This is a genomic window from Rhizobium sp. BK008, assembly GCF_014197345.1.
GTDB lineage: Bacteria > Pseudomonadota > Alphaproteobacteria > Rhizobiales > Rhizobiaceae > Rhizobium > Rhizobium anhuiense.
Map to the genome: position 1 here is coordinate 26,165 of NZ_JACIFK010000005.1, position 25,213 is coordinate 51,377.

Here is a 25,213-nt window from a genome sequence, read left to right on the forward strand (position 1 = left end):
TATGGGAGCAGTAATATCATGATCGGACTTGTGCTTGTCACTCATGGCAAGCTGGCTGAAGAGTTTCGTCATGCTGTCGAGCACGTCGTCGGTCCTCAGAAATTCATCGAGACGGTCTGCATTGGCCCCGAAGACGACATGGACCAGAGACGGCAAGACATTCTGGAAGCCGTTTCCGGTGCCGATGACGGCCATGGCGTCGTCATCCTGACTGATATGTTCGGCGGCACGCCGTCCAATCTCGCCATATCAGTGATGAGCAGCGGCCATACCGAAGTCATTGCCGGCGTCAACCTGCCGATGCTGATCAAGCTTGCCGGCGTACGCGGCGAGAACAACATGGAGAAGGCCCTGGTGGAGGCTTCCGAAGCCGGGCGGAAATATATCAATGTCGCGAGCCGTGTGCTCAGCGGAAAATAACGGGCCTTCATGACATCGCTCTCCCGGGAACTCCTGATCATCAACAAGCGCGGTCTTCACGCGCGCGCCTCCGCCAAATTCGTGCAGATGGTCGAAACCTTCGATGCAGCCATCACCGTTTCCAAAGATGGAATGACGGTTGGCGGCACTTCCATCATGGGCCTGATGATGCTTGCGGCCAGCCCCGGCTCTAGCGTCGTCGTCTCGGCGAGCGGCAGTCAGGCCGAGGAAGCCCTGGAGGCGCTGGATCAGCTGATCCAGAACAGGTTCGGCGAAGAAATGTGAGCTCCGGCCGAGCTCATATAAACATATAAAGACTTCTTTATATCCTTATTGCCATCTCAGACGAAGCCTGCTAAACGGCGACATGCCGTGCGCTAACGCGCGTTCGCATCGAACTTGGTTCATGCAATGCACTTTAGCTCTTCGTCGTTATGCCTGTCGTTGTCCCGGAACCGCTGCACTTCCAGGCGACATGCATGAGCACGCGGCCCATCCGTCGCGCGGTCATCTTCGCGCCTGCGCCAATTTTGAGACGTTTTTCAGCCTGGAGACCTCTATGAGCACTGAAAAAGATTATGTCGTCGCCGATATCGGGCTTGCGGACTTCGGCCGCAAGGAAATTACGATCGCCGAAACCGAAATGCCGGGGCTGATGTCCTGCCGCACCGAATTCGGCCAGGCAAAGCCGCTGAAGGGCGCGCGCATCACCGGCTCGCTGCATATGACCATCCAGACGGCCGTGCTCATCGAAACGCTGGTCGCGCTCGGCGCCGAAGTCCGCTGGGCCTCGTGCAACATCTTCTCGACGCAGGATCATGCCGCTGCCGCGATCGCCGCTGCCGGTGTTCCGGTCTTCGCCATCAAGGGCGAGTCGCTCGAAGACTACTGGGTGTATACCGACAAGATCTTCCAGTGGGCCGATGGCGGCCTTTCCAACATGATCCTCGATGACGGCGGCGACGCCACTATGTATATCCTGCTCGGCGCCCGCGCCGAAGCCGGCGAGGACGTGCTGTCCCATCCGCATTCCGAAGAAGAGGAAATCCTCTTCGCGCAGATCAAGAAGCGCCTTGCCGCTTCGCCGGGCTGGTTCACCAAGCAGCGTGATGCCATCAAGGGCGTTACCGAAGAAACCACGACGGGCGTCAATCGCCTTTACCAGCTCAGCCAGAAGGGCCTGCTGCCCTTCCCGGCCATCAACGTCAACGACTCCGTCACCAAGTCGAAGTTCGACAACAAGTATGGCTGCAAGGAATCGCTGGTCGATGGTATCCGCCGCGGCACCGACGTGATGATGGCCGGCAAGGTTGCCGTCGTCTGCGGTTACGGCGACGTCGGCAAGGGTTCTGCCGCATCGCTTTCCGGTGCCGGCGCCCGCGTCAAGGTGACCGAAGCCGATCCGATCTGCGCCCTGCAGGCCGCCATGGATGGTTATGAAGTCGTCCTGCTCGAGGACGTCGTTTCCTCGGCCGATATCTTCATCACCACCACGGGCAATAAGGATGTCATCCGCATCGACCATATGCGTCAGATGAAGGATATGGCGATCGTCGGCAACATCGGTCACTTCGACAACGAAATCGAAGTCGCTGCGCTGCGCAATCTCAAGTGGACCAACGTCAAGCCGCAGGTCGACCTGATCGAATTCCCCAAGGGCAACCGGATCATCCTTCTTTCCGAAGGCCGCCTGCTCAATCTCGGCAACGCCACCGGCCATCCGTCCTTCGTGATGTCGGCTTCCTTCACCAACCAGACGCTGGCGCAGATCGAGCTCTTCACCAAGCCCGACCAGTATTCCAACAAGGTCTATATCCTGCCTAAGCATCTCGATGAAAAGGTCGCGCGCCTGCATCTCGACAAGCTCGGCGTGAAGCTGACCGAGCTTTCCGAGGAACAGGCTGCCTATATCGGCGTCTCGCCGAAGGGCCCGTTCAAGTCCGACCACTACAGATATTGATCCGACCGTTAATATCCACAAGATGTAGAAGCCGCGGCATTGACAAATGTCGCGGCTTATTTTTTGGACGCTCCCTTCCCGCCGATTCCCTTCCGAAGTATTGTTTTAAGACTTGATTCGTGGCGCCGGACCCCGTCCGACCGCTGCGAAAATGGGATGTCTTGTCGTAATGCGGCACATTGAAGGACGGAGACATACCGCGGATGTCGGAAATGAAAAGCAGCCTGCCCGGTCAGGCGGATGATGGCGCTTGCGCCGGTCGCCGCCCGCTCATGGCAGGCCAAGGATATAAATCTGCAACGGCACACGAGGCCGCAAAGCAAGAGCATGGACCATTGGCGCGCTTCCTGAAAACCTGCGCGGCCGGTACCGCGCTTGCCGCGTTGGCGCGGCCGGTTCTGGCACAGACGGAGCAGCAGGCGGCGGCCTCGGCCCACCTCTTCACATCCTCGCAAGTCGTCGGCGTTTCCGTCGTCATCGGCGTCATATCGGCGGCACTGCTTTCGACGCTGTGGCTCGTGCGCCAGCGCGGCAATCTGGAAAACGAGAGCCGGGAAATCCGCTCGGCACTCTCTGACGCCCAGCAGCGCATTTCCCAATACCAGGCTCTGATCGCCGACAAGAATCGGCGGATCGTCATCTGGGACGGCAATGCCCGCCCTGAACTGCTCGGCCAGCTTCCGCCCGAGACCGGCGCGCCGCAGGACGGCGAATTCCTGGCCTTCGGCCTGTGGCTGAAGTCACGTTCGGCCTCCGAACTGGAAAAGGCGATCGATCGGCTGCGCGACGAGGCACAGAGCTTCGACATGGTGGTCGAAACCATCCGCGACGAAATCCTCGAGGCGCAGGGCCGGGTTTCCGGCGGGCGTGCCTTCGTCCGTTTCGTGGCGCTTAACAATTTGCGCGCCGAACTCGCAGAGCTCAGGATCGAGCGCGACCGGCTGATGACCTCGATCTCGGCCTTCCAGACCATGCTCGACGCGATCGACATGCCGGCTTGGCAGCGCGACCCGGTGGGGCGCCTCACCTGGGTCAACCAGGCTTATGGCGAGGCGGTCGAAGCGCGCTCGCCGCAGCAGGCGATCAATGAAGGCCGCGAGATGCTGACGACCGTGGCGCGCGAACGCATTCGCGCGACGACGACGCCGGAATCGCCCTTCCACGACACGATCTCGACGGTCGTGCGCGGCAACCGCACATTCTTCGACGTCGTCGACGTCAGGGTTCCCGGCGGCTCGGCCGGCATCGCGATCGATGTGTCCGACATAGAGGCCGTGCGCGCCGAATTGGAGCGGACGCTGAAAAGCCATGCCGAGACGCTCGATCATCTTGCCACTCCCGTTGCCATTTTCGACGGCGACCGCCGCCTGCAATTCTACAACCAGGCCTTCGTGGCGCTCTGGCAGCTCGATATCGCCTTCCTCGAAGGCCGGCCTGACAACAGCGAGTTGCTCGAGCGGCTGCGGGCAGCGAAGAAACTGCCGGACCAGCTCAACTGGAAAAGCTGGAAGGAAACCGCGCTTTCCGTCTATCGCGCGCTCGACACGCAATCCGATCTCTGGCACCTGCCGAACGGGCAGACGCTGCGCGTCTTCGCGACCGCCCATCCGCAGGGCGGCGCCACCTGGGTGTTCGAAAACCTGACCGAACAGGTCGATCTCGAAACGCGCTACAACACGCTGGTCAAGGTGCAGGGCGAAACGATCGACCATCTTTCCGAAGGTGTGGCGGTGTTTGGCCCTGACGGACGCATCCGCCTTTCGAACCCTGCCTTCCGCGCGCTCTGGGGGATCACGGAAACCGAAGCCAAGCCCGGCACCCATATCCGTGCGCTCGGCGAGGCCTGCGCGCCGTCTTATGACCGGCCGGATGGCTGGAAGGCCTTCGCCGAACTGATCACCAGCTTCGACGACGAACGCCGCTCGGGCCAGGGGACGCTGGAGCTCTTCTCCGGCCTCGTGCTCGACTACGCCGTCATCCCGCTGCCGAACGCCCAGACCATGCTGACCTTCGTCAACATGACCGACAGCGTGCGAGCCGAGCGCGCGCTGACCGAGAAGAACGAAGCATTGCGCAAGGCCGACGAGTTGAAGAACGACTTCGTCCAGCACGTGTCCTACGAGCTGCGTTCGCCGTTGACCAACATCATCGGCTTCACCGATCTCCTGCGCACGCCGGGCGTCGGCCCGCTGACCGAACGGCAGGCCGAATATATCGACCACATCTCGACCTCGTCCTCCGTTCTCTTGACGCTGGTCAACGATATTCTTGACCTTGCGACCGTCGATGCCGGCATCATGCGCCTCAACTATGCGGATATTGATCTCAACGATCTGCTCGACGACGTGTCGATGCAGATCGCCGATCGTCTCCAGGAAAGCGGCGTCGCACTCGAAATCACCGCACCCGCCTATCTCGGCTCGATCGTTGCCGATCCGCAGCGGCTGAAACAGATCCTGCTGAAGCTGCTTTCCAATGCGGCGAATTTCTCGCCCGAAGGCAGCTCGATCTCGCTGGAATGCCATCGCGACGGCACGGATTTCGTCTTCTCCGTCAGCGATCGCGGCCCGGGCATCTCGCCTGACATGATCGCCACCGTCTTCGACCGTTTCGCGACGGGAGCGAAAAGCGGCAAACGCGGCGGCGCCGGCCTCGGCCTTTCGATCGTCGACAGCTTCGTCAGCCTGCATCATGGCGACGTGACGATCGACAGCGAACCCGGCAATGGTACGACCGTCGTCTGCCGTATTCCCTCGGTCGATGTACCGCATTCCGCCGCCGCCGAATGACGACCGGCGATGCAATCTCGCTTTTTCTGGAAGACGAGGCGGCCACCCTCCGCCTCGGCGAAGATTTGGCGCTGGCCCTGAAAGCCGGTGACTGCCTTGCTCTTTCCGGCGATCTCGGCGCGGGGAAATCCTCGCTCGCCCGCGCGATCCTGCGCGCCATCGCCGATGACGAGGAGCTCGAAGTCCCGAGCCCGACCTTCACGCTGGTGCAATCCTACGACCTGCGCATCCCCGTTTCTCACTTCGATCTCTACCGGCTTGGCGATCCGGCCGAACTGATGGAACTGGGCTTCGACGAGGCTCTGCAAAACGGCATCTGTCTCGTCGAATGGCCTGAGATGGCCGAGAGCGAACTGCCTGCGGAGCGCATCGCGCTGACGCTGGAACATGAAGGTAATGGCCGCCGGGCGACAATCAGAGCTACCGGTGCACAAAATTCACGCATCCGTCGTGTCCTGTCGATTCGCGATTTCCTTGACGATGCTGGTTATCCCGAAGCGAGGCGTCGCTTCCTGACCGGCGATGCCTCGCTACGTGCCTATGAGGCGATCTATCCGAAGGCCGAAAACCAGCGCGTCATCCTGATGGACTGGCCGCCGCTTGCCGAAGGACCGCCGGTTCTCGACGGCAAACCCTATCCCAAAGTCGCGCATCTCGCCGAAAACGCCTATCCCTTCGTGGCGATCGCCGATGTGCTGCGCAAGGACGGCTTTGCGGCGCCCGAGATCTACAAGGTGGATTATAACAAGGGTATCCTGCTGATCGAAGATCTCGGCAGCGACGGCGTTCTGGATGCCCGGGGCCAGCCTATTGTCGAACGCTATCGCGAAAGCGTTGCCTGCCTTGCCAAACTGCACGCCCTGAAATTTCCGCAGGACATCCCTGTTGGAAAGGCGCATGTCCATCATATCCCTGATTTCGACCGCACGGCGATGAAGATGGAGGTGCGGCTGGTGCTCGACTGGCACCTGCCCTGGAAGCGTCAGGGAGCACCGGCAACGGAAGAAGAGCGGGCGGATTATCTGGCGATCTGGGATAGGCTCATCGATGAGCTTGCATCGGCCGAGAACAATCTGCTACTGCGCGACTTCCACTCGCCGAATATCATCTGGCGACCGCAGGCGAAGGGCATCCAACGGATCGGCCTCATCGATTTCCAGGACGCCATGATCGGCCCCACGGCCTATGATCTCGCCTCGATCGTCCAGGATGCGCGTGTGACGATCGAGCCGGATCTCTTCCGGCAATTGATGGCTGATTATCTGACGCTTCGCCACGCACAGGGCGGTTTCGACGAAACCGGATTCATGAAGGCCTGGGCGATCATGTCGGCGCAACGCAATTGCAAGCTTGCCGGCCTCTGGGTGCGGCTGTTGCAGCGCGACGGCAAGCCGGGTTATCTGAAACACATGCCGCGCACGCTCGCCTATCTGAATGTCGCGCTCGAGCATGAAACGCTTGCCCCCTTGCGCGATTGGTGCGCAAGGGCTGGAATAGGCCAGAGCGAATCATAAGTTCCGGATCAGGATGACCATCAGACAAGCCATGGTACTGGCCGCGGGTCTCGGAACCCGCATGCGCCCGATCACCGACACGATCCCGAAGCCGCTGGTGAAGATCGACGGCAAGCCGATGATCGACTACGCGCTGGATTCGCTGGTGGCGGCCGGCGTCGAACGCGCCGTCGTCAATGTTCACCACCACGCCGAACAGATGCTCGATCATCTCGGGAATTATCGCGGCCTCGACATCGTCATTTCCGACGAGCGTGACGCGCTGATGAATTCCGGCGGCGGGCTGGCGAAGGGGCTCAACCTGCTTACCCGCGACAATATTTTCGTCATGAATGCCGATCTCTTCTGGATCGGCGAACAGCCGGGGCGGCCGACGAACCTGCAACGCTTAGCCGGATTCTTCGATGCCGACCGCATGGATATGGCGCTGCTTTGCGTTGGGATTGAAGATACGACGGGTCACAACGGCAAGAACGACTTCAGTCTGGCGGCCGATGGCCGGCTGGCGCGTTATCGCGACGATCCATCCAATCCCGTCGTCTATGCCGGCGCCATCGCCATGAACCCATCGCTGTTCGACGATGCGCCGAAGGATGCCTTCAACCTCAATATCTATTTCGACAAGGCGATCGCGCGCGGACGACTTTTCGGCATGGTGCTCGAAGGCCATTGGCTGACTGTGGGAACGCCGGAGGCGATCGGCGAGGCGGAGCAAACGATCCGACGATTGCGGGCGTTCGCTTAAGCCATGGCGGAGCGGCACCAGCCACGCATCCTGACGATCCCGGCGGGTCTCTCCTTCCTGAAAACGCTGGCGACGACGCTTTGCGACGGCCGGCTGACGCCACTCTTCCGGCACGAGGCCGATGATCCGCTATCGCTGGCCAAGGTAACGATCTACCTGCCGACACGGCGCGCCGTGCGTGTTCTGCGCTCTGAATTCGTCGATCTGCTCGGCGGCCGCTCGGCGATTCTGCCGGTCATCCGTCCGCTCGGCGAAACCGATGACGACAGCGGTTATTTCGACGAGGCACTGCCGGCTACGATCGATCTCACCCAACCACTGTCGAATACCGCCCGTCTTCTGGAACTGGCGCGCCTGATCCTCGCCTGGCGAAACAAGCTGCCTGAGATCGTCCGCCACATTCATTCGGACTCGCCGCTCGTCGCACCCGCAAGCCCGGCGGATGCGATCTGGCTCGCCCGCAACCTGGCGGAACTGATCGATTCGATCGAAACCGAGGATCTCGACTGGTCGGAGTTGTCGAAACTCGACACCGGCGACTATGCCGCCTGGTGGCAGCTGACGGCAGAATTCCTGCAGATCGCCAGTGCTTTCTGGCCGGAGCGGCTTTCGGAACTCGGCAAATCCTCGCCGGCGCGGCACAGAAACGCCATTCTCCGGGCCGAAGCAAGCCGGCTTTCGGCGACGAAACCCGCTGGGCCGATCATCATCGCCGGTTCGACGGGTTCCGTTCCCGCCACCGCCGATCTCATCGCCGCCGTCGCCAATCTGCCCGAAGGCGTCATCGTGCTCCCGGGCCTCGATCTCGTCATGCCCGAGAACCACTGGCAGATGGTCGCGCCGGAACCGGCGCCCGGCCAACATGCCAATCCGGCAAGTCGCAGCCATCCGCAGTATGGCCTGTCGTCGCTGCTCAAGCGGCTGAAGCTGGCGCGTGCCGACGTAACGCCCCTCGACGGACCGGAGGGCGATCTTGACCGGCGCGCCGAAATCCTGTCTCGGGCCCTCGCCCCATCGGAGGCGACCAGTGATTGGGGGGCGTGGAAGAGCGGCCTGCCCGAGGGCGCCCTGTCTTCAGCCTTCGCCGATGTTTCGCTGATCGAAGCCGCCAACGAACGCGAAGAAGCAACCGCGATTGCCATCGCGCTCCGGCTTGCACTGGAGAGGCCGGGACAGGACGGCGAGAGCCGGGCAGCACTCATCACGCCGGACCGCAATCTCGCGCGGCGGGTCATGGCCGAGCTTTCCCGCTTCGGCATCCTCGCCGACGATTCGGCGGGTACACCGCTTGCGGCCATGCCGCAGGGCACCTTGCTGCAATTGCTGCTCGAGGCAGCGCTGCGACCGGGCGATCCGGTGGCGATCGTCTCTTTGCTCAAACATCCGCTTGCCCGCTTCGGCCTGGAACGTGACGCATTGATTTCCGCTACTGAGGCGCTCGAGCTGCTGGCGCTGCGCGGCGGCGTGGCCGAGGTGGATATCAGCACGCTCGAGCCGTTGCTCACCCACCAACTTGCCGAACAGGCGCTGGACAGGCACGCGCCGCAATGGCGCAAAGCGCTTTCGCCTGATGCAGCCGACGCCGCAAACGACCTTGCCCGGCGGGTCACGCAGGCGACCGAGCCACTGGCGTCGGCACTGATGCGACACCGGCCGGAAGATCGCGGGAGAACTCTGAGCTTCACATTGTCCGAATGGGCGGAGCGCACCGGCCGTTCGCTCGAAGCGGTCGCGGTCGATCCGCAAGGCAATCTCGCCGATCTCTGGTCTGGTGAAGCGGGAGATGCACTCGCCGCCCTGCTCAGCGAGGTGATCGACACGGACGGCCAGATGGAGGCCGACGGACCGCAATGGATCGACATCATGGCCGCCCTTGCCGCCGGTCATGCCGTGAAGCCGCGGGCGCTCAGCCATCCCCGCCTCTTCATCTTCGGCACGTTGGAAGCCCGCCTGCAGAGCGTCGATACGCTGATCCTCGGCGGCCTGAACGAGGGCACCTGGCCGGGGCAGACCGCCAATAACCCCTTTATTCCACGGATGATGAAGACGGAGATCGGCCTCGAACCGCCGGAACGACGCATCGGCCAGCTGGCGCATGATTTCGAGATGGCAAACGGCACGCGCCATCTGATCTATTCGCGCGCGCTGCGCCAGGGCTCGACGCCGACCGTCGCCTCGCGCTGGCTGCAGCGGCTGCTGGCGCTCGGCGGAGAGGCGTTCGAAGCGGAATTGAAAGGGCGGGGCAACCGGTTCCTGCAATGGGCCGGCCTCATCGATCGGGGAGATAGCCAGACGCCGGCGCAGCGACCCTCGCCGAAACCGCCGCTGGCATTGCAGCCGAAATCCTATTCCTTCAGCGAAGTCGGCCGGCTGCGCCGCGACCCCTATGCCATCTATGCCCGCCGCATCCTGCGTCTCGACCCCGTCGACGCGTTCAACCGCGATCCGGGTGCGGCCGAACGCGGAACGCTCTATCACAAGATCGTCGACCGGTTCATCCGCGAGGCTAATATTGCCGGGACACCGGATGCGGCAGCAGCCATGGAGCGCATCCTTTCCGAACTTTTCGACATGGAGCGGCTACCGCCGCATATCGATGCCGTGTGGCGGCCGCGCTTTCGCGAGGTGGCCCGCGCCTTCCTCGAATGGGAGGCCGGACGGCGGCATGGCATCCTGAAAACGTTGACGGAGGTGCGGGGCGGCATGGAGCTGGAGCCGATCAATATCCGGCTCACTGGCGTCGCGGACCGGATCGACATAACCGGACCACACTCGGCCGACATCATCGACTACAAGACCGGCTACAATCCCTCGCCGGCGCAGGCGCGCGTGCTTCTCGATCCGCAGCTTGCGCTTGAAGCGGCGGCCTTGAGCGCCGGCGCCTTCCGCGATGCCGGCAGCCTCGTGCCGCAAGACCTGCTCTATGTGCGTCTGCGACCCGGAAGCCGCTTCCAGGTCGATACGGTCAACAACGAAAACTCTACCCGCAGCGACAAGGCGAAATCCGCGATGGATCTCGCCGCCGAATCGATCGATCAGCTGGTCAAATTCGTGGGTTTGCTGCAATCCAGCGAAAGAGGTTTTACCGCGCGGCTGATCCCGGCCCAGCAATTCGATTTCGGCGGCGACTACGATCATTTGGCCCGCGTCTCCGAGTGGTCGACGGCCGAAACCGAAGAGGGCGGCGGCGATGAGTGATGTGACCGCGCTTCCCACCGACGACGATCCCGGCGCCTGGATCGGCTGGACGACCATCCAGCAGGCGATTGCCTCCGATCCGCTGCGTTCGGCGTGGGTTTCGGCCAATGCCGGCTCCGGCAAGACGCATGTGCTGACACAGCGCGTCATCCGGCTGCTGCTGGCCGGTGCGCGGCCTTCGGCCATCTTATGTCTCACCTATACCAAGGCTGCAGCCTCCGAAATGTCGAACCGGGTCTTCGAGCGGCTGGCGGATTGGGTGGTGCTCGATGATGACGACCTTAGCCGGCGGATCATGCAGATCGAGGGTACGGCTCCTGATGGATTAAAGCTTGCCGAGGCGCGCCGGCTGTTTGCAAAGGCGCTGGAGACGCCCGGCGGGCTGAAGATCCAGACGATCCACGCCTTTTGCGAGGCGCTGCTGCATCAGTTCCCGCTGGAGGCCAACGTTGCCGGGCATTTCTCGGTTCTCGACGATCGCGCGGCGGCGTCCCTGCTTTCCGATGCGCGCCGGGCGCTGCTGACGGCGACGGCGCCGGAGAAAGACAGCGCCCTTGCCGACGCATTCGCCTACGTGCTCAATCTCGGCGACGAATCCGGGCTGGAGAACCTGCTCGGCGATATCGTCGCCAACCGCAACGCCATTCGTCGTTTCACCGCGACGGCCGAACAGCAGGGCGGTATGGAGATGGTCCTGCACCAAAAGCTCGGCCTCGCCGCCGACGACACGGAAAGCCGGATCGCGGCGCAATATTGGCCTTTGCCGGAGCTTTCGGGCCGAACGCTGGAACTCTATCTCTCGCTTGCCGACCAGAAGGGTGGTGCGAAGGCGCAGGAGGTTGCCTACGGCCTCAGGCTCGCCGGGCGGGAGCGCGACGACGCAAGGCGCGCTGAGTTTCTCGAAAAAATCTTTCTGACCGTGAAGGGCGAGCCCAAGGCGGACTCGCAATTCTTCGTAAAGGCCATGCTTGCCGAGGCACCACAGTTGGCGGACGCCATCGCCATTGCCCGCGCGCATGTCGCAGCAAGCCGCGACCGGCTGAAACTGATGCGGATGTACGGCGCCACGCATGCAGCACTCGTGCTCGCCGACCGGCTGAACCACGACTACGAGGAGCTGAAGAAGCAGCGCAGCCAGCTTGATTTCGAGGACCTGATCACCCGCACCGCCGACCTTTTGACGAAAAGCGGCGTCGGTCCCTGGGTCCACTACAAGCTCGATCGGGGTATCGATCATATCCTCGTCGACGAGGCGCAGGATACCAGCCCGATCCAGTGGAGCGTCATCCAGTCGCTCGCCGAAGATTTCTTCTCCGGCGAAAGCGCCCGGCCGATCGTGCGCACGCTGTTTGCCGTCGGCGACGAAAAGCAGTCGATCTATTCCTTCCAAGGGGCGCGGCCCGAGCGTTTTTCCGAGGAGAGCGACCGGACGCGGCGGCGCGTGTCCGATAGCGGGCAGAGCTTTTCCTCTGTCCGGCTGCCGCTGTCGTTCCGCTCGACCGCCGACGTGCTCGAGGCCGTCGACCATATTTTCAAGACACCCGAGAACGCGCGCGGCCTCAGCGCGCTCGGCGAGCCGGTCGTGCACCGCTCCAGCCGCATCGGACATCCCGGCGCCGTCGACCTCTGGGAGATGGTCGCGCCGGAAGCGGTGGTGAAGGAGGAAGACTGGACGGCGCCCTTCGACGCGACGCCGGAAAGCGCGCCGGCCGCAATCCTCGCGCGGCGGATCGCCTACTCGATCGGCACGCTCGTCGGCCGCGAGACGATCGTCGACAAAGGCAAAGAGCGCCTGATCGAAGCCGGCGACATCCTGGTGCTGGTGCGCAAGCGCGACGCCTTCGTCAATGCATTGACGCGCGCCTTGAAGCGCCGCGGCGACATTCCCGTCGCCGGCGCCGACAGACTGGTGCTGACCAGCCATATCGCCGTGCAGGATCTGCTGGCGCTCGGCCGTTTCCTGCTTCTGCCGGAAGACGATCTTTCGCTCGCCGCGGTGCTCAAGAGCCCACTTTTCGATCTTTCCGAGGACGACATCTTTGCGATTGCCGGCCTGCGCGGCGATAATGAGAGCGCCTGGAGCCATCTCAAAAGCTTCGCCGCCGACGGCACCGAACGCTTCCGCGTTGCCGTCGAAAGGCTGGAATTGTTCCTCCGGCAGTCCAGAAGCCTGTCGGTTCATGATTTCTATGCCCGTGTGCTGGGCAGCCATGGCGGGCGACGACAATTCCTTGCCCGTCTCGGCACCGAGGTCAGCGATATTCTCGACGAATTCCTGACCTTCACGCTCGACCACGAGAGCTCCGGCCTTCCCGGTCTGCAATCCTTCATCTCGACGCTGGAACTCGAAGCACCCGTAATGAAGCGTGAGCAGGACAAGGGGCGCAACGAAGTGCGAATCATGACGGTGCATGCGTCCAAGGGTCTTGAAGCACCGATCGTTTTCCTGGTCGACGGCGGTTCGAAGGCCTTCACCCATACTCATCTGCCCAAGCTTCGCCTGATCGAGACGGACGCCGACGAGCCGCCGATGCCGGTCTGGGTTCCTGTCTCCGATCTTTCCAATTCGCTGACGCAGGACGATGCGGCGCGGATCCAGATGCTGGCGGAAGAAGAATATCGCCGGTTGCTTTATGTCGCCATGACGCGTGCCGCCGACCGGCTGGTCGTCTGCGGCTATCGCGGCGTGCGCGTAAACAACGACACCTGGCATATGATGATCTCGACGGCACTGAGCGACGATCATCCACTTGTGGAAGCGACCACATTCTCCGGTCCCGATGGGGAATGGCCGGGCATCAAATGGCGCGTGCCGCGGGTGGAACGAAGCTTCGAGCGTGTCAACCGCAGCGAGGAGCGTGACAACGAGGAGAGTTTGCCGGACGGCCTGTTACGGCCCTTGCCACCGCAGGCTGCGCTGCCCCGGCCGCTCAGCCCCTCCGGCGCCGGCACGATCATCGATGAAGACGAGGGCGGGTTGCTGGTCGTTTCGCCGCTGTTTACCGAGAAGCCGCGCAGCGATCGTTCACTGGAGAAGGGCAGACTGATCCATCGCATGCTGCAGGCGCTTCCCGACATTCCACCTGCCGAACAGCCCGATGCGGCGAGCCGTTATGCCGAACGGGCGGCTCGGTTCTGGCCGGAAGGCGAACGGCGCAAGCTTGTCGATTCGGTTCTGAAAATATTGGACGAGCAGGGCCTGCAGGACGTCCTCGGTGCGCAAGCCCAGCCCGAGGTCTCGATCATGGGAACGCTGACGCTCGAAGGCCGGCGCTATGCCGTCTCCGGCCGCATCGACCGGCTTGCCGTCCTTACCGATCGCGTCGTCATTCTCGACTACAAGACCAACCGGGTGCCGCCGGCAACGGAAGAGGCCATCCCCTTCGCGCACAAGGCGCAGCTCGCGATCTATCGCGAGATCCTGGCGCCGCTCTATCCTGATAAGCGGATCGACTGCATGCTTGTCTATACCGAGAACGCCTCGCTCTACACGCTGAGCGAAAAGGCGCTCGGTTTGGCGCTTGCAGGAGTCAAGACAAAGTGAAATACCGGACATTGAAAATTCGGCGCCGCACCATCACATGTGGTTCAACATCCAATCCGGTAAAGGAGCAGCCCATGGCTACCGTGAAAGTCGATATCAATAACTTCCAGTCGGAAGTTCTGGAATCCGCAGAACCCGTCGTCGTCGATTTCTGGGCTGAATGGTGCGGCCCGTGCAAGATGATTGCACCGAGCCTCGAAGAAATCGCCGTCGAGCTGGAAGGCAAGGTCAAGGTCGCCAAGCTCAATATCGATGAGAACCCGGAACTCGCCGCACAGTTCGGCGTGCGCTCCATTCCGACCCTTGCGATCTTCAAGGGCGGCGAAGTTGCCGATATCTCTGTCGGCGCCAAGCCGAAGACCGCCCTTTCGAACTGGATTTCGAACGCTGCCTGATTGATATCGCCCTGATGATATCGCATTGACGAAAAGCCCGGTTTCGACCGGGCTTTTTCAATTTGCAGGGTTCACTTCGGCGGCGTGCCGTTGTCGGAAAGCACATCGCCAACGAGATAGAGCGAGCCGCCGACCAGAATGCGCGGCGGCAAGGCTTCCGGATCAAGCACGGCTTTGATGGTTTCCAGCGCATCGCCGACCGTCGACATCGGTTCGGCAACCAAGCCCGCATCATAGGCGGCATTCGACAATATCACCGGATCGATCATCGCTTCGCTGCCGCGGATCGGCACGCAGAAAACCTTCTCGACCAAGCCGGCAAAGGCCCTGAAATAACCGACCGGATCCTTGGTGTTGATCATGCCGATGATCAGGAAAAGCGGCCGAGGCTGGCGCTCCTCGAAATTGGCCATGGCTTCGGCGATCACTTCACCGGCACCGGGATTGTGCCCGCCATCGATCCAGATTTCGGCGCCGACAGGCGCATGCGAGAGCAGCCGGCCCTCGCTCAAACGCTGGAGCCGGCCCGGCCATTCGACCGAACTCATCGCCTTTTCCATCATCGTCTCGGTGACGGTGAAACCGGCCGCCTTGACGGCACGAATGGCGGCGGCGGCATTGGCATATTGGTGGCGACCGGGAAGGCGCGGCAGCGGCAGGTCGGCAAGACCGAACTCGTCCTGGTAGACGAGCCGGCCATATTCCTCATGCGCCATGAAATCCTGCCCGAAGACGGCGCTCGGGCAATGCAGCCGTTCGGCCGTCGACATCAGGACGTCGAGCGCTGCGTCATATTCCTGATGACCGATGACAACGGGAAATCCCGGCTTCATGATGCCGGCCTTTTCGACCGCGATCAGCTCCACTCTGTCGCCAAGATAGGGCTGGTGATCCAGCGAGATCGGCATGATCACCGAGACGGCCGGATCGGAAATGACATTCGTCGCGTCGAACCGGCCGCCGAGACCGACTTCGATGATCGCGGCATCGGCCGGATGTTCGGAAAACAGGATGAAGGTGACCGCCGTCAGGATTTCGAAGACGGTGATGTGCTGTCCTGCATTGGCATCTGCCACACGACGCACGGCCTCGGCGAAGACGGCATCATCCACGAGCTGTCCGCGTCCGCCTTTGACGCCGATGCGATAACGCTCGTGCCAATTGACGAGATGCGGCGAGGTGTGGACATGGGCGCTGTAGCCGCCGGCTTCGAGCAGGGCGCGGGAGAAGGCGGTAACCGACCCCTTGCCGTTGGTGCCGGCGACATGGATCACCGGCGGCAGTTTCCTGTGCGGATTGCCGAGCACATCGAGAAGACGGGTGATGCGATCGAGAGACAGATCGAACCCCTTGGGATGCAATCCCATGAGTTTGTCGATCTCCTGTGCTGCCTCACTCACCGCGGTTTGGCCTCTGGGTATCAATTCGGCACCCCGCCTGCTTATCGGTTATCAGGCGCTCGCCGCCAGAGCGATTGCGCCGCTATTCATGTTGTTCGCCGCCGAAACCGGCTTCTTCGTCAGGATCTTCAGGAGACGCGCCAGCGTTTCCGGAATATCGTGACGTTTGACGACCATATCGACCATACCATGCTCCAGCAGGTATTCGGAGGTCTGGAAGCCTTCGGGTAGTTTTTCACGCAGGGTCTGCTCGATCACGCGCTTGCCGGCAAAGCCGATTTCAGCGCCGGGTTCGGCCAGATGAATATCGCCAAGCATGGCATAGGAGGCGGTAACGCCGCCTGTGGTCGGATTGGTCAGCACAACGATATAGGGCTGGCCGGATTCCTTGAGCATGTCGACGGCAACCGTCGTGCGCGGCAGCTGCATCAGCGACAGGATGCCTTCCTGCATGCGCGCGCCGCCGGAAGCGGGGAACATAACCAGTGGGCATTTTTCAGCCGTCGCACGCTCGAAAGCCTTAACGATCGCCTCGCCGGCGGCAATGCCGAGCGAACCGCCGATAAAATTGAATTCGTGCACGACAGCCACGAGCTTCAATCCCCGCACCTTCCCGACACCGGCGAGAATCGTATCTTCCTGCTCGGTCTTGAGGCGGCTATCGCGCAAGCGATCGCTGTATTTCTTCGAATCGCGGAACTTCAGCGGGTCTTGCACGACCTTCGGCTGCGGCAGCGATTCGAACTCACCATTGTCGAAAAGATCAATCAGACGGGCCTTGGCCGGCATCTTCATGTGATAACCGGACGCCGGAATGACCCATTTGTTGCCTTCCAGATCCTTGTGGAAGACCATCTCGCCCGTTTCCGGGCACTTGATCCAGAGATTCTCCGGCACTTCGCGACGGCCCAGCATGGAATTGATCCGCGGGCGAACATAGTTGGTGATCCAGTTCAACTCGAATACTCCTGATTGACCAGAGCGGTTCAGCTTTTAACGGAAGCGGCGAACCGCTCTATCCTTTTGTACGCAATTCCCGACGGAAAACCGCTGCACAGTTTTGCGCGACATGCCTGAGTGCCAATGTGGGCAAACTATTCGGCAGCAACAAGGCGCGCCGAACGTGTTCCCGTGGAAAGGCCGCGCACCAGCGTGGCAACGGCCTGAACCGTGTCCGCCGTTGCCTTTCCGTCATTCGTCAAGCTGGTCGCGACCTGATTGACGATCGCGGTGCCGACAACAACGCCGTCGGCCGAACCGCCGATAACCTTTGCATGTTCCGCCGTCTTGACGCCGAAGCCGACGCAGACGGGCAGCTTGGTGTGCTGCTTGATGCGCTCGACAGCGCCCGAAACCAGCGACGGATCGGGCAGCGCCGAACCGGTGATGCCGTTCATCGAGACGTAATAGACGAAGCCGGAGGTATTCTTCAGCACCTTCGGCAGGCGCTTCTCATCCGTCGTCGGCGTCGCCAGGCGAATGAAATTGATGCCCTTGCGGATCGCCGGAATGCAGAGCTCGTCATCCATCTCGGGCGGCAGGTCGACGACGATCAGGCCATCGATGCCGGCGGCGAGCGCGTCGTCGAGGAATTTCTCGACGCCGTAAATATAGATCGGGTTGTAGTAACCCATCATCACGATCGGCGTCGCATCGTTGGTTTTGCGGAAATCGGCCGCCAACTGCAGCGTCTTCTTCAGCGTCTGGCCGCCTTTCAGGGCGCGCTGGCCGGCCAGCTGGATCGCCGGGCCGTCAGCCATCGGATCGGAAAAGGGCATGCCGAGCTCGATGATGTCGGAGCCGGCCTCCGGCAGCGCCTTCATGATGCCAAGCGAGGTGTCATAATCGGGATCGCCGCCCATGAAATAGGTGACAAGCGCCGGACGGCCCTCGGCCTTCAGCTCGGCAAAGCGTTTATCCATGCGTGCGGTCATGTCTTACAGTCCCATTCCCAGAATCTTGCCGACGGTGAAGATGTCCTTGTCGCCACGGCCGGAGAGGTTCATCAGGATGATCTCGTCCTTGCCCATCGTCGGTGCGCGCTTGATGACCTCGGCAATCGCATGCGAGGGCTCGAGCGCCGGGATGATGCCTTCGAGGCGGGTCAGCGTCTGGAAAGCCTCGAGCGCTTCGTGATCCATGATCGGCACATAGTCGACGCGGCCGGTGTCGTTCAGCCAGGAATGTTCGGGGCCGATGCCGGGATAATCGAGCCCGGCCGAAATCGAGTGGCCTTCCTTGATCTGGCCGTCGCCATCCTGCAGCAGATAGGTGCGGTTGCCGTGCAGCACGCCCGGTGAACCGGCGGTGATCGACGCGCAATGTTCGTCGCCCTGCAGGCCCTTGCCGCCGGCTTCGACGCCGACGATCTTAACGGAGGGATCGTCGAGGAAGGGATGGAAGATGCCGATCGCATTCGAACCGCCGCCGACGGCAGCGACGACCAGATCCGGAAGACGGCCTTCGGCCGCCAGGATCTGCTCTTTCGCTTCAGTGCCGATCACCGACTGGAAATCGCGGACCATCTCCGGATAGGGATGCGGACCGGCTGCCGTTCCGATCAGGTAATAAGTATCCTCGACATTGGTGACCCAGTCGCGGAGCGCCTCGTTCATGGCGTCCTTCAGCGTCCCGCTGCCTGCCGTCACCGGTTTGACTTCCGCGCCGAGCAGCTTCATGCGGAATACGTTCGGCGCCTGACGCTCGACGTCGGTGGCGCCCATGTAGACGACGCAGGGAAGGCCAAAGCGGGCGGCAACGGTCGCAGAGGCGACGCCATGCTGGCCGGCACCGGTTTCGGCGATGATACGGGTCTTGCCCATGCGCTTGGCAAGCAGGATCTGGCCGATGCAGTTGTTGATCTTGTGCGAGCCGGTGTGGTTCAGCTCCTCGCGCTTGAAATAGATCTTTGCGCCGCCGAGTTCGGCCGTCAGCCGCTCGGCGAAATAGAGCGGGCTCGGGCGACCGATATAATGTGCGCCGAGATGCTTCAATTCGGCCTGGAATGCCGGATCATTCTTCGCCTTGTTCCACTCGTCCTGCAGATCGAGGATCAAAGGCATCAACGTTTCGGCAACGAAACGACCGCCATAAATACCAAAACGGCCGTCTTCGTCGGGGCCGGAACGGAAGGAATTCGGTTTAGGCGTCTCGTTCACTCTCAACTCCCTGAGGCCATGACAGGCGCATTCGCCTTCTCGACCGCGTCAAAAAATTCATCGATCTTCGCGACGCTCTTCACGCCAGGCGCAGTTTCGACGCCTGAGGAAGCGTCAATGCCCGGTGCTTTGGTGATGAATAGCGCATCCGCGACGTTGTCCTTGTTCAGCCCGCCGGAAAGCATGTAGTCGACACTGCCGTCAAGCCAAGCGAGAAGGCTCCAATCAAAGGAAACACCATTGCCGCCCGGCAATTCGGAACCCTTCGGCGGCTTGGCATCGAAGAGGAAACGATCGGCGATGCCAATATAGGCCTCGACGCGCTTCAGATCGTCGGCCGTGCGCACCGGAAGTGCCTTCATCACAGGCAGACCATAGACCGCCTTTATGGTCAGCACATGTTCGGGGCTCTCGTTGCCGTGGAGCTGCAGCATGTCCGGCTTCAACAGCGATACGATCTCATCCAGTTCGTCATTGGTCGGATCAACGACGACGGCGACGATTTTCGCCTTGCCACGTGCAGGTTCGGCAAGTTTTGCCGCCAGGTCCGGCTCGATATAGCGCGGGCTTTTTTCGAAGAAGATAAAACCGATATGGGTCGCGCCGCGTTTCAGTGCGCGATCGACAGCGTCGGGCGTCTTCAAGCCACAGATCTTGATATCCGGTTTCATGGCAGCGAAGTGACACGAAATGCGGCAAGAGTCGAGCCAATTTGCATGGAAAGCTGTATTTAGCGCGGCTTTGGGCTAATCGAAATCGATGGCGTGCAACTGGCTACCATGCCGCTTCAGCCAGGATTTCGCTTCCTCCATACCTGGGCAAAGCTTCTTGCAAAGCGCCCAGAACCGCGGCCCATGATTCATTTCCTTGAGATGGGCGACCTCATGGGCGGCGAGATAATCGATCACTGCGGGCGGCGCCATGACGATGCGCCAGGAAAAGCTCAGATTTCCCTCCGACGAGCACGAGCCCCAGCGGCTGCGGGTATCCTTCATCGAGATCGAGCGGATCGGCGCCCGGATCGCTCCGGCATGCATGGTGGCCAGTCTGGCGAGATCGGCGCGCGCTTCCTTCTTGAGAAAGGCCGCGATGCGCCGTCCGACATGTTCCGGCATGCCGCTGACGCGCAGCACCGGCCTGCCGTCTATCAAAACCGCCTCCGTCAGCCCGCGCAAGCCGCCGGTATGCTGGATGTGATGGGAAACGCCGCGAAACAGAATTTGGCCGCCGTCGCGCAGGCCGGTATCGGTCGAAAACTTGGCAAGCTTGGTGAGCAACCAGCCCTGGTGGCGATCGAGGAAGGCATTGACCTCACGCGTCGCGAGGCCCCTCGGCACCGTCATCTTCAAGGCCCGGCCACCCGGTTCGATACGTAGCGTGATGCGCGTCGCCCGGTCATGCTGCTTGATGGTCAACGGCATCAGCCTGCCGGCGACGTCGAGCGTCCGCGTTTCGGGCGCAACCGGCTTTCGCGCTTTCGGCCTTGTCTTCAGAAGCGGAAACATGGCTGTTTTCTATCCGATTCGCCGCGGAATCTAAACGATTTGCCAGGCAGGCAGACATGGAAAAACCGGCATCAGAAGATGCCGGTCATCAATTGATGGTTCAGGCGTTCACGGCGTCTGATATTCAGCGACCGGGCCGTTGTCATCGCGCTTGGCGTTCTTGCGGTCGCGCATGAAGCGGTCGAACTCTTCCTGATCCTTGGCGCGGCGGAGTTCACGCATGTAAGCGTCAAATTCCTCGCGCATTTCGTCGAGCTTGCGGCGCTCTTCCTCGATCCGGTCGATCTCGGCCTTGCGCCAGTCGTCGAAGGCGACGTTGCCGGTCGAGAAGTGCGGGCGGTGCCGTCCATGCGGGCGGCGGCAGGAGGCAAAGAAGCCATCGGTCGCCTGGTTGACGTCGCGCTTGAAGCCGCGCAGACGGTCGCCGAAGATGATGTAGGCAAGCATGGCAAGACCCAGAGGCCAGAAAACCATGAAGCCGAGAATCATCAGGGCAATGGTAGCCGGAGTCCAATCCGGTCGAAGCAATGCTGACTGGTTCATCGTGCGGGTATCCCTCGCTTTCCGCGCCCGGCAGGATACCGAACGCTGAAATCGATGTGGTTACCGCAATAGGTGCCTTCAAGACGATTGCCCGCGAAATCGAACAAGGCCTTGAATCCGTTTTGCTAATTCAGCTATCGCTGAATCAGCCCGTCCGACCGCCCTTGATGACACGCGGGACCGGAGGCTTAACGGCAGAGCGGGAATGCTGGCGGACGAAATTGATGATGCGCGGCGCAATCTCGCGGCGGAAACGCGAACCGTTGAAAACGCCATAATGACCGACATCCGGCTGGAGATAATGCATGCGCATATCTTCGGGAATGTTCACGCAGATGGTCTGCGCCGCCTTTGTCTGACCGACCCCCGAGATATCGTCATTTTCACCTTCGACGGTCAGAAGCGCCACCTTGCGAATTGCCGCCGGGTCGACGCGTTTGCCGCGATGCATCAACTCACCCTTCGGCAGTGAATGCTTGATGAAGACCTCCTCCACCGTCTGCAGATAGAATTCGGCGGTCAGATCCATGACGGCGAGATATTCGTCGTAGAAATCGCGATGTTTTTCCGGCTCGCCGTCGTTCTTCACGAGATGCATGAAGAATTCCTTGTGCGCGACGAGATGTCGATCGAGGTTCATCGACATGAAGCCCGAAAGCTGCAGGAATCCTGGATAGACCGGGCGCATGAAACCCGGCTGCGGCCAGGGCACGTTCATGATGACATTGTCGGAGAACCACTGCAGCGACCGCTCCTGCGCGAGCTTGTTGACCGCCGTCGGGTTGATGCGCGTGTCGATCGGGCCGCCCATCAGCGTCATGGACGAGGGCGACAGCGGATCATTGGCTTCCTCCATCACGGCAGCGGCTGCCAACACAGGGACGGAAGGCTGACAGACGGCGATAACATGCGTGTCATGGCCGAGGAAATGCAGCATCTCGATGACATAATCGACGTAATCGTCGAAATCGAACGTGCCTTCCGTCATCGGCACCATGCGGGCGTCGATCCAGTCGGTGATGTAGACATCCGCACTCGGCAGCAGCGCTTCGACCGTGCCGCGTAGCAGCGTGGCATAGTGGCCGGACATCGGCGCGACGATCAGGATGCGCGGGTCATTGCCGCGGGCCGGCGGAACATTGCGGGCGAAATGCAGGAGATTGCAGAAAGGTCGCGACCAGATGATCTCTTCGCGGACGGAGACTGTCTGATCACCGATCGTGGTCTGCTTCAGTCCGAATTCCGGTTTGCCGTAGCGCCGCGTCGTGCGTTCGAACATTTCGAGGCTTGCCGCCATCGTCCGGCCGAACGGCGTGTGGGCGAACGGGTTCAGCGGATTGGCATAAGCAAACCGCATGATATCGGCCGCGGCGCGAAACGGCGCCATGGCGGCATGGTTCAATTCATAAAGCTGATAAAACATGGAAGGCGCCACCTTTCTCTATCGAAAAGATGACGCCGATTGAAAGGCATCGAGTCTTTTCGCCATGCGGGCACGTAACGCAGACTAACAGTTTTTTGTTGCACAGCAACATGGACGAGCCAGACCCACACAAGAAATGCCGCAGAATTGATCTCCGGCATCATCATCAGCCTGAAAACTTAAGTTTCTCAGCAGGAAGCGTCGTTAACGATCCGCTACGAAGGTCTGCTTCTGCGTGCCGAGACCTTCGATGCCGAGTTCGACCACGTCGCCGGCCTTGAGATAACGCGGCGGCTTGAGGCCCATGCCGACGCCCGGAGGCGTGCCGGTCGAGATCACGTCACCGGGATGCAGCGACATGAACTGGCTGAGGTAGGAGACGAGGAAAGCAACGCCGTAAACCATCGTCTTCGACGAGCCGTTCTGCATCTTCTGGCCGTTGACCGTCAGCCACATGCCGAGGTTCTGCGGTTGCGGAATTTCATCCTTGGTGACGAGCCAGGGGCCGATCGGGCCAAAGGTGTCGCAGGATTTGCCCTTGGTCCATTGACCGGACCGCTCGGTCTGGAAAGCGCGCTCGGAAACGTCATTGGAGACGCAATAGCCGGCGACATAATCCAGCGCTTCGGCTTCCGTTACATATTTGGCAGTTTTGCCGATGACAACGCCGAGCTCGACTTCCCAATCGGTCTTTTCCGAACCGCGCGGAATGATGACATCGTCGTTCGGCCCGACGATCGCCGATGTTGCTTTCATGAAGATGATCGGCTCGGGCGGCACGGTCGCACCGGTTTCGGCAGCGTGATCCGAATAATTCAAGCCGATGCAGATGAACTTGCCAGTGCCGGCGACGCAGGCGCCGATGCGGCCGGGGGAAAGCTCCGGAAGGCTCTTCGGATCGATCGCCCCAATCCTGGCAAGGCCTGAGGGCGTGATCGCCTCTCCGCCGATATCGGCGACATGACCGGAGAGATCGCGGATCTTGCCATCGGCATCGAGAAGCGCGGGTTTTTCACTGCCTGCTTCGCCAACACGCATCAGCTTCATGGAAATTCCTCCTCATCGAAAACGGATTTGCAACCACCTATGAACGAATTATTCATCGGTGTCATTACGGCTTTGCCAGGAAGCGGTACGGCTTTCCTGCGATTCGGATGATTTTCTGCCGAAATTGCCCCATTCTTTCGGCATGACGCTTTAAAAAATTTCCGCCAGATCAGGGCCGGCAGGGACGATTTTCGTCGGATTGAGGCTTTCGACCGAATAGTAGCCGCGCTTGATGTGATCGAGATTCACCGTTTCTGCGATGCCCGGCCAATCCAGCATGCGACGGCAGAAGGCGCGCAGGTTCGGATAGTCGGAAAGACGGCGCAGATTGCATTTGAAGATGCCGTGATAGGCGACGTCGAAGCGCACCAGCGTCACGAAAAGCCGAATATCGCTTTCCGTCGGATGCTCGGCGAAAAGAAAAGGCCGGCCTTCGAATTGCGGATCGACCCAGTCGAGGCAGGAAAAGACATCGGCGAAGGCTTCTTCGTAGGCGATCTGGGTGGTGGCGAAGCCGGCGCGGTAGACGCCGTTGTTGAGGGTCGGATAGATGCGATCGTTGAAAGCATCGATCTCGGCGCGCCTCTCCGCCGGGTAAAGATCGATCGGATTTTTTGCCAAGTTGCCGAAGCCGCCGTTCAGCATGCGCAGGATATCTGCGGATTCATTGTTGACGATGGTCTTTTTCCGCTTGTCCCAGAGAACCGGCACGGTGGCCCGGCCGGTGAAATCGGGTGCTGCCCTGGTATAGATTTCATGCATATAGGTTACGCCATTGACGTGATCCTGTGTCGCGCCGGGATAATCACCGAAACGCCAGCCCTGCTTGCTCAGCAGCGGTTCGACGACGGAAACGGAGATGACGTCTTCCAGGCCCTTGAGTTTGCGGCCGATCAATGTGCGCGAGGCCCAGGGGCAGATATAGGCGACATAGAGATGATAACGGCCGGCGCAGGCTTCAAAGCCGCCTTCGCCCGTCGGCCCGGCGGTGCCATCCGGGGTCACCCAATTGCGGAAACTCGAGGTCTGCCTGATGAAACCGCCCTTCTCGTCCTTGGCCTGGACGGGCTGCCAGTCTTCCGTCCATTTTCCGTTCACCAGCATGCGCAACTCTCCAATCGATTGACGAGACCGTTCATTATCCTGCTTCGACGCCGGCGTGAGGGCGCTTTTCTGGAGACAGTCTGTACACCCAAACTGCGACGATGCTGCGCTTGCCAAGCCGAGGACGCAGGAAATATGACTCCGCGATACAAGATGAAGTGGAGTTCGACATGCATCTCTCCAAGGCCGTCGTGCGGACCGAACATGCGAGCCGCTACCTGCAGCAGCTTTGCAAACACTGGAGCCACAAGTTCAGCGTCGATTTCGATCCCGTGAAGGGCCGGGTGCCGTTCAGCGATACGGCCGAGGTGACGTTTTCTGCCGACGATGCGGCGCTGACCATGACACTTTCCGTCGCCGATCCCGCGCAACAGCAAAGAATGCATGATGTCATCGACGATCACCTGAAGCGCTTCGCCTTCCGCGAGGAGCTCGACATCGTCTGGACCAACTGAGCCCGGCCCCCGA

Annotated in this window: 20 protein-coding genes; 10 read left to right on the top strand and 10 right to left on the bottom strand. The window is 61.2% G+C overall.

Annotation, left to right across the window (positions count from 1 at the left end):
* The first annotated feature begins 18 nt into the window (after positions 1 to 18).
* The 9 genes from FHT69_RS20525 to trxA all read left to right on the top strand — a co-directional run bounded on the left by FHT69_RS20525 (position 19) and on the right by trxA (position 14,565).
* The gene (locus FHT69_RS20525; RefSeq protein WP_003544139.1) at positions 19 to 420 is read left to right on the top strand and encodes a PTS sugar transporter subunit IIA; all 402 of its coding nucleotides are present in this window, start codon (positions 19 to 21) and stop codon (positions 418 to 420) included.
* Between the two features lie 9 nt (positions 421 to 429).
* Complete coding sequence (locus FHT69_RS20530) at positions 430 to 705, top strand: HPr family phosphocarrier protein (RefSeq protein WP_003544133.1); 276 nt, start codon at positions 430 to 432, stop codon at positions 703 to 705.
* A 274-nt stretch (positions 706 to 979) separates the two neighbouring features.
* Positions 980 to 2,380, top strand: a complete 1,401-nt coding sequence (ahcY, locus tag FHT69_RS20535) for an adenosylhomocysteinase (RefSeq protein WP_047616091.1) — start codon at positions 980 to 982, stop codon at positions 2,378 to 2,380.
* A 203-nt stretch (positions 2,381 to 2,583) separates the two neighbouring features.
* Complete coding sequence (locus FHT69_RS20540; RefSeq protein ID WP_063473899.1) at positions 2,584 to 5,169, top strand: PAS domain-containing sensor histidine kinase; 2,586 nt, start codon at positions 2,584 to 2,586, stop codon at positions 5,167 to 5,169.
* Positions 5,166 to 6,683: a tRNA (adenosine(37)-N6)-threonylcarbamoyltransferase complex ATPase subunit type 1 TsaE gene (tsaE, locus tag FHT69_RS20545; RefSeq protein WP_063473898.1), complete on the top strand. Its 1,518-nt coding sequence runs from the start codon at positions 5,166 to 5,168 to the stop codon at positions 6,681 to 6,683. The genes FHT69_RS20540 and tsaE overlap by 4 nt, the downstream gene beginning before the upstream one ends.
* Positions 6,684 to 6,696: 13 nt before the next feature.
* The gene (locus tag FHT69_RS20550; protein WP_063473897.1) at positions 6,697 to 7,428 is read left to right on the top strand and encodes a nucleotidyltransferase family protein; all 732 of its coding nucleotides are present in this window, start codon (positions 6,697 to 6,699) and stop codon (positions 7,426 to 7,428) included.
* A gap of 3 nt (positions 7,429 to 7,431) precedes the next feature.
* Entirely contained in the window at positions 7,432 to 10,626 is a 3,195-nt protein-coding gene (addB, locus tag FHT69_RS20555; protein ID WP_183905883.1) for a double-strand break repair protein AddB, read from the top strand.
* Positions 10,619 to 14,170 (top strand): double-strand break repair helicase AddA, encoded by a 3,552-nt coding sequence (gene addA / locus FHT69_RS20560; protein ID WP_183905884.1) that lies wholly within the window; start codon positions 10,619 to 10,621, stop codon positions 14,168 to 14,170. Before addB ends, addA begins: the two co-directional genes overlap by 8 nt.
* Positions 14,171 to 14,244: 74 nt before the next feature.
* Positions 14,245 to 14,565 (top strand): thioredoxin, encoded by a 321-nt coding sequence (gene trxA / locus FHT69_RS20565; protein WP_063473894.1) that lies wholly within the window; start codon positions 14,245 to 14,247, stop codon positions 14,563 to 14,565.
* 71 nt (positions 14,566 to 14,636) lie between these two features.
* On the opposite strand, the gene FHT69_RS20570 is transcribed toward trxA, so the two are convergent.
* The 10 genes from FHT69_RS20570 to FHT69_RS20615 form a co-directional block, all read right to left on the bottom strand.
* The gene (locus tag FHT69_RS20570; RefSeq protein WP_174824490.1) at positions 14,637 to 15,989 is read right to left on the bottom strand and encodes a bifunctional folylpolyglutamate synthase/dihydrofolate synthase; all 1,353 of its coding nucleotides are present in this window, start codon (positions 15,987 to 15,989) and stop codon (positions 14,637 to 14,639) included.
* A 27-nt stretch (positions 15,990 to 16,016) separates the two neighbouring features.
* Entirely contained in the window at positions 16,017 to 16,922 is a 906-nt protein-coding gene (accD, locus tag FHT69_RS20575) for an acetyl-CoA carboxylase, carboxyltransferase subunit beta (RefSeq protein ID WP_047615946.1), read from the bottom strand.
* A 137-nt stretch (positions 16,923 to 17,059) separates the two neighbouring features.
* Complete coding sequence (trpA, locus tag FHT69_RS20580; RefSeq protein WP_047615944.1) at positions 17,060 to 17,899, bottom strand: tryptophan synthase subunit alpha; 840 nt, start codon at positions 17,897 to 17,899, stop codon at positions 17,060 to 17,062.
* A 3-nt stretch (positions 17,900 to 17,902) separates the two neighbouring features.
* On the bottom strand, positions 17,903 to 19,123 hold the full coding sequence (trpB, locus tag FHT69_RS20585) for a tryptophan synthase subunit beta (protein WP_047615941.1): 1,221 nt from the start codon (positions 19,121 to 19,123) through the stop codon (positions 17,903 to 17,905).
* A 2-nt stretch (positions 19,124 to 19,125) separates the two neighbouring features.
* Positions 19,126 to 19,794 (bottom strand): phosphoribosylanthranilate isomerase, encoded by a 669-nt coding sequence (locus FHT69_RS20590; protein WP_063473891.1) that lies wholly within the window; start codon positions 19,792 to 19,794, stop codon positions 19,126 to 19,128.
* A gap of 75 nt (positions 19,795 to 19,869) precedes the next feature.
* Positions 19,870 to 20,628, bottom strand: a complete 759-nt coding sequence (locus FHT69_RS20595) for a M48 family metallopeptidase (protein WP_183905885.1) — start codon at positions 20,626 to 20,628, stop codon at positions 19,870 to 19,872.
* A gap of 108 nt (positions 20,629 to 20,736) precedes the next feature.
* Entirely contained in the window at positions 20,737 to 21,171 is a 435-nt protein-coding gene (locus FHT69_RS20600) for a DUF2852 domain-containing protein (protein WP_063473889.1), read from the bottom strand.
* 145 nt (positions 21,172 to 21,316) lie between these two features.
* Positions 21,317 to 22,594, bottom strand: coding sequence for a polyhydroxyalkanoate depolymerase (locus tag FHT69_RS20605; protein WP_047615931.1), 1,278 nt, complete (start codon positions 22,592 to 22,594; stop codon positions 21,317 to 21,319).
* Between the two features lie 204 nt (positions 22,595 to 22,798).
* Positions 22,799 to 23,641, bottom strand: a complete 843-nt coding sequence (locus FHT69_RS20610; RefSeq protein WP_183905886.1) for a fumarylacetoacetate hydrolase family protein — start codon at positions 23,639 to 23,641, stop codon at positions 22,799 to 22,801.
* 150 nt (positions 23,642 to 23,791) lie between these two features.
* On the bottom strand, positions 23,792 to 24,745 hold the full coding sequence (locus FHT69_RS20615) for a glutathione S-transferase family protein (protein ID WP_183905887.1): 954 nt from the start codon (positions 24,743 to 24,745) through the stop codon (positions 23,792 to 23,794).
* A gap of 170 nt (positions 24,746 to 24,915) precedes the next feature.
* Here FHT69_RS20615 and FHT69_RS20620 point away from each other — a divergent pair, with 170 nt between their 5' ends.
* Complete coding sequence (locus tag FHT69_RS20620; protein ID WP_047616089.1) at positions 24,916 to 25,200, top strand: DUF2218 domain-containing protein; 285 nt, start codon at positions 24,916 to 24,918, stop codon at positions 25,198 to 25,200.
* Positions 25,201 to 25,213 lie beyond the last annotated feature (13 nt).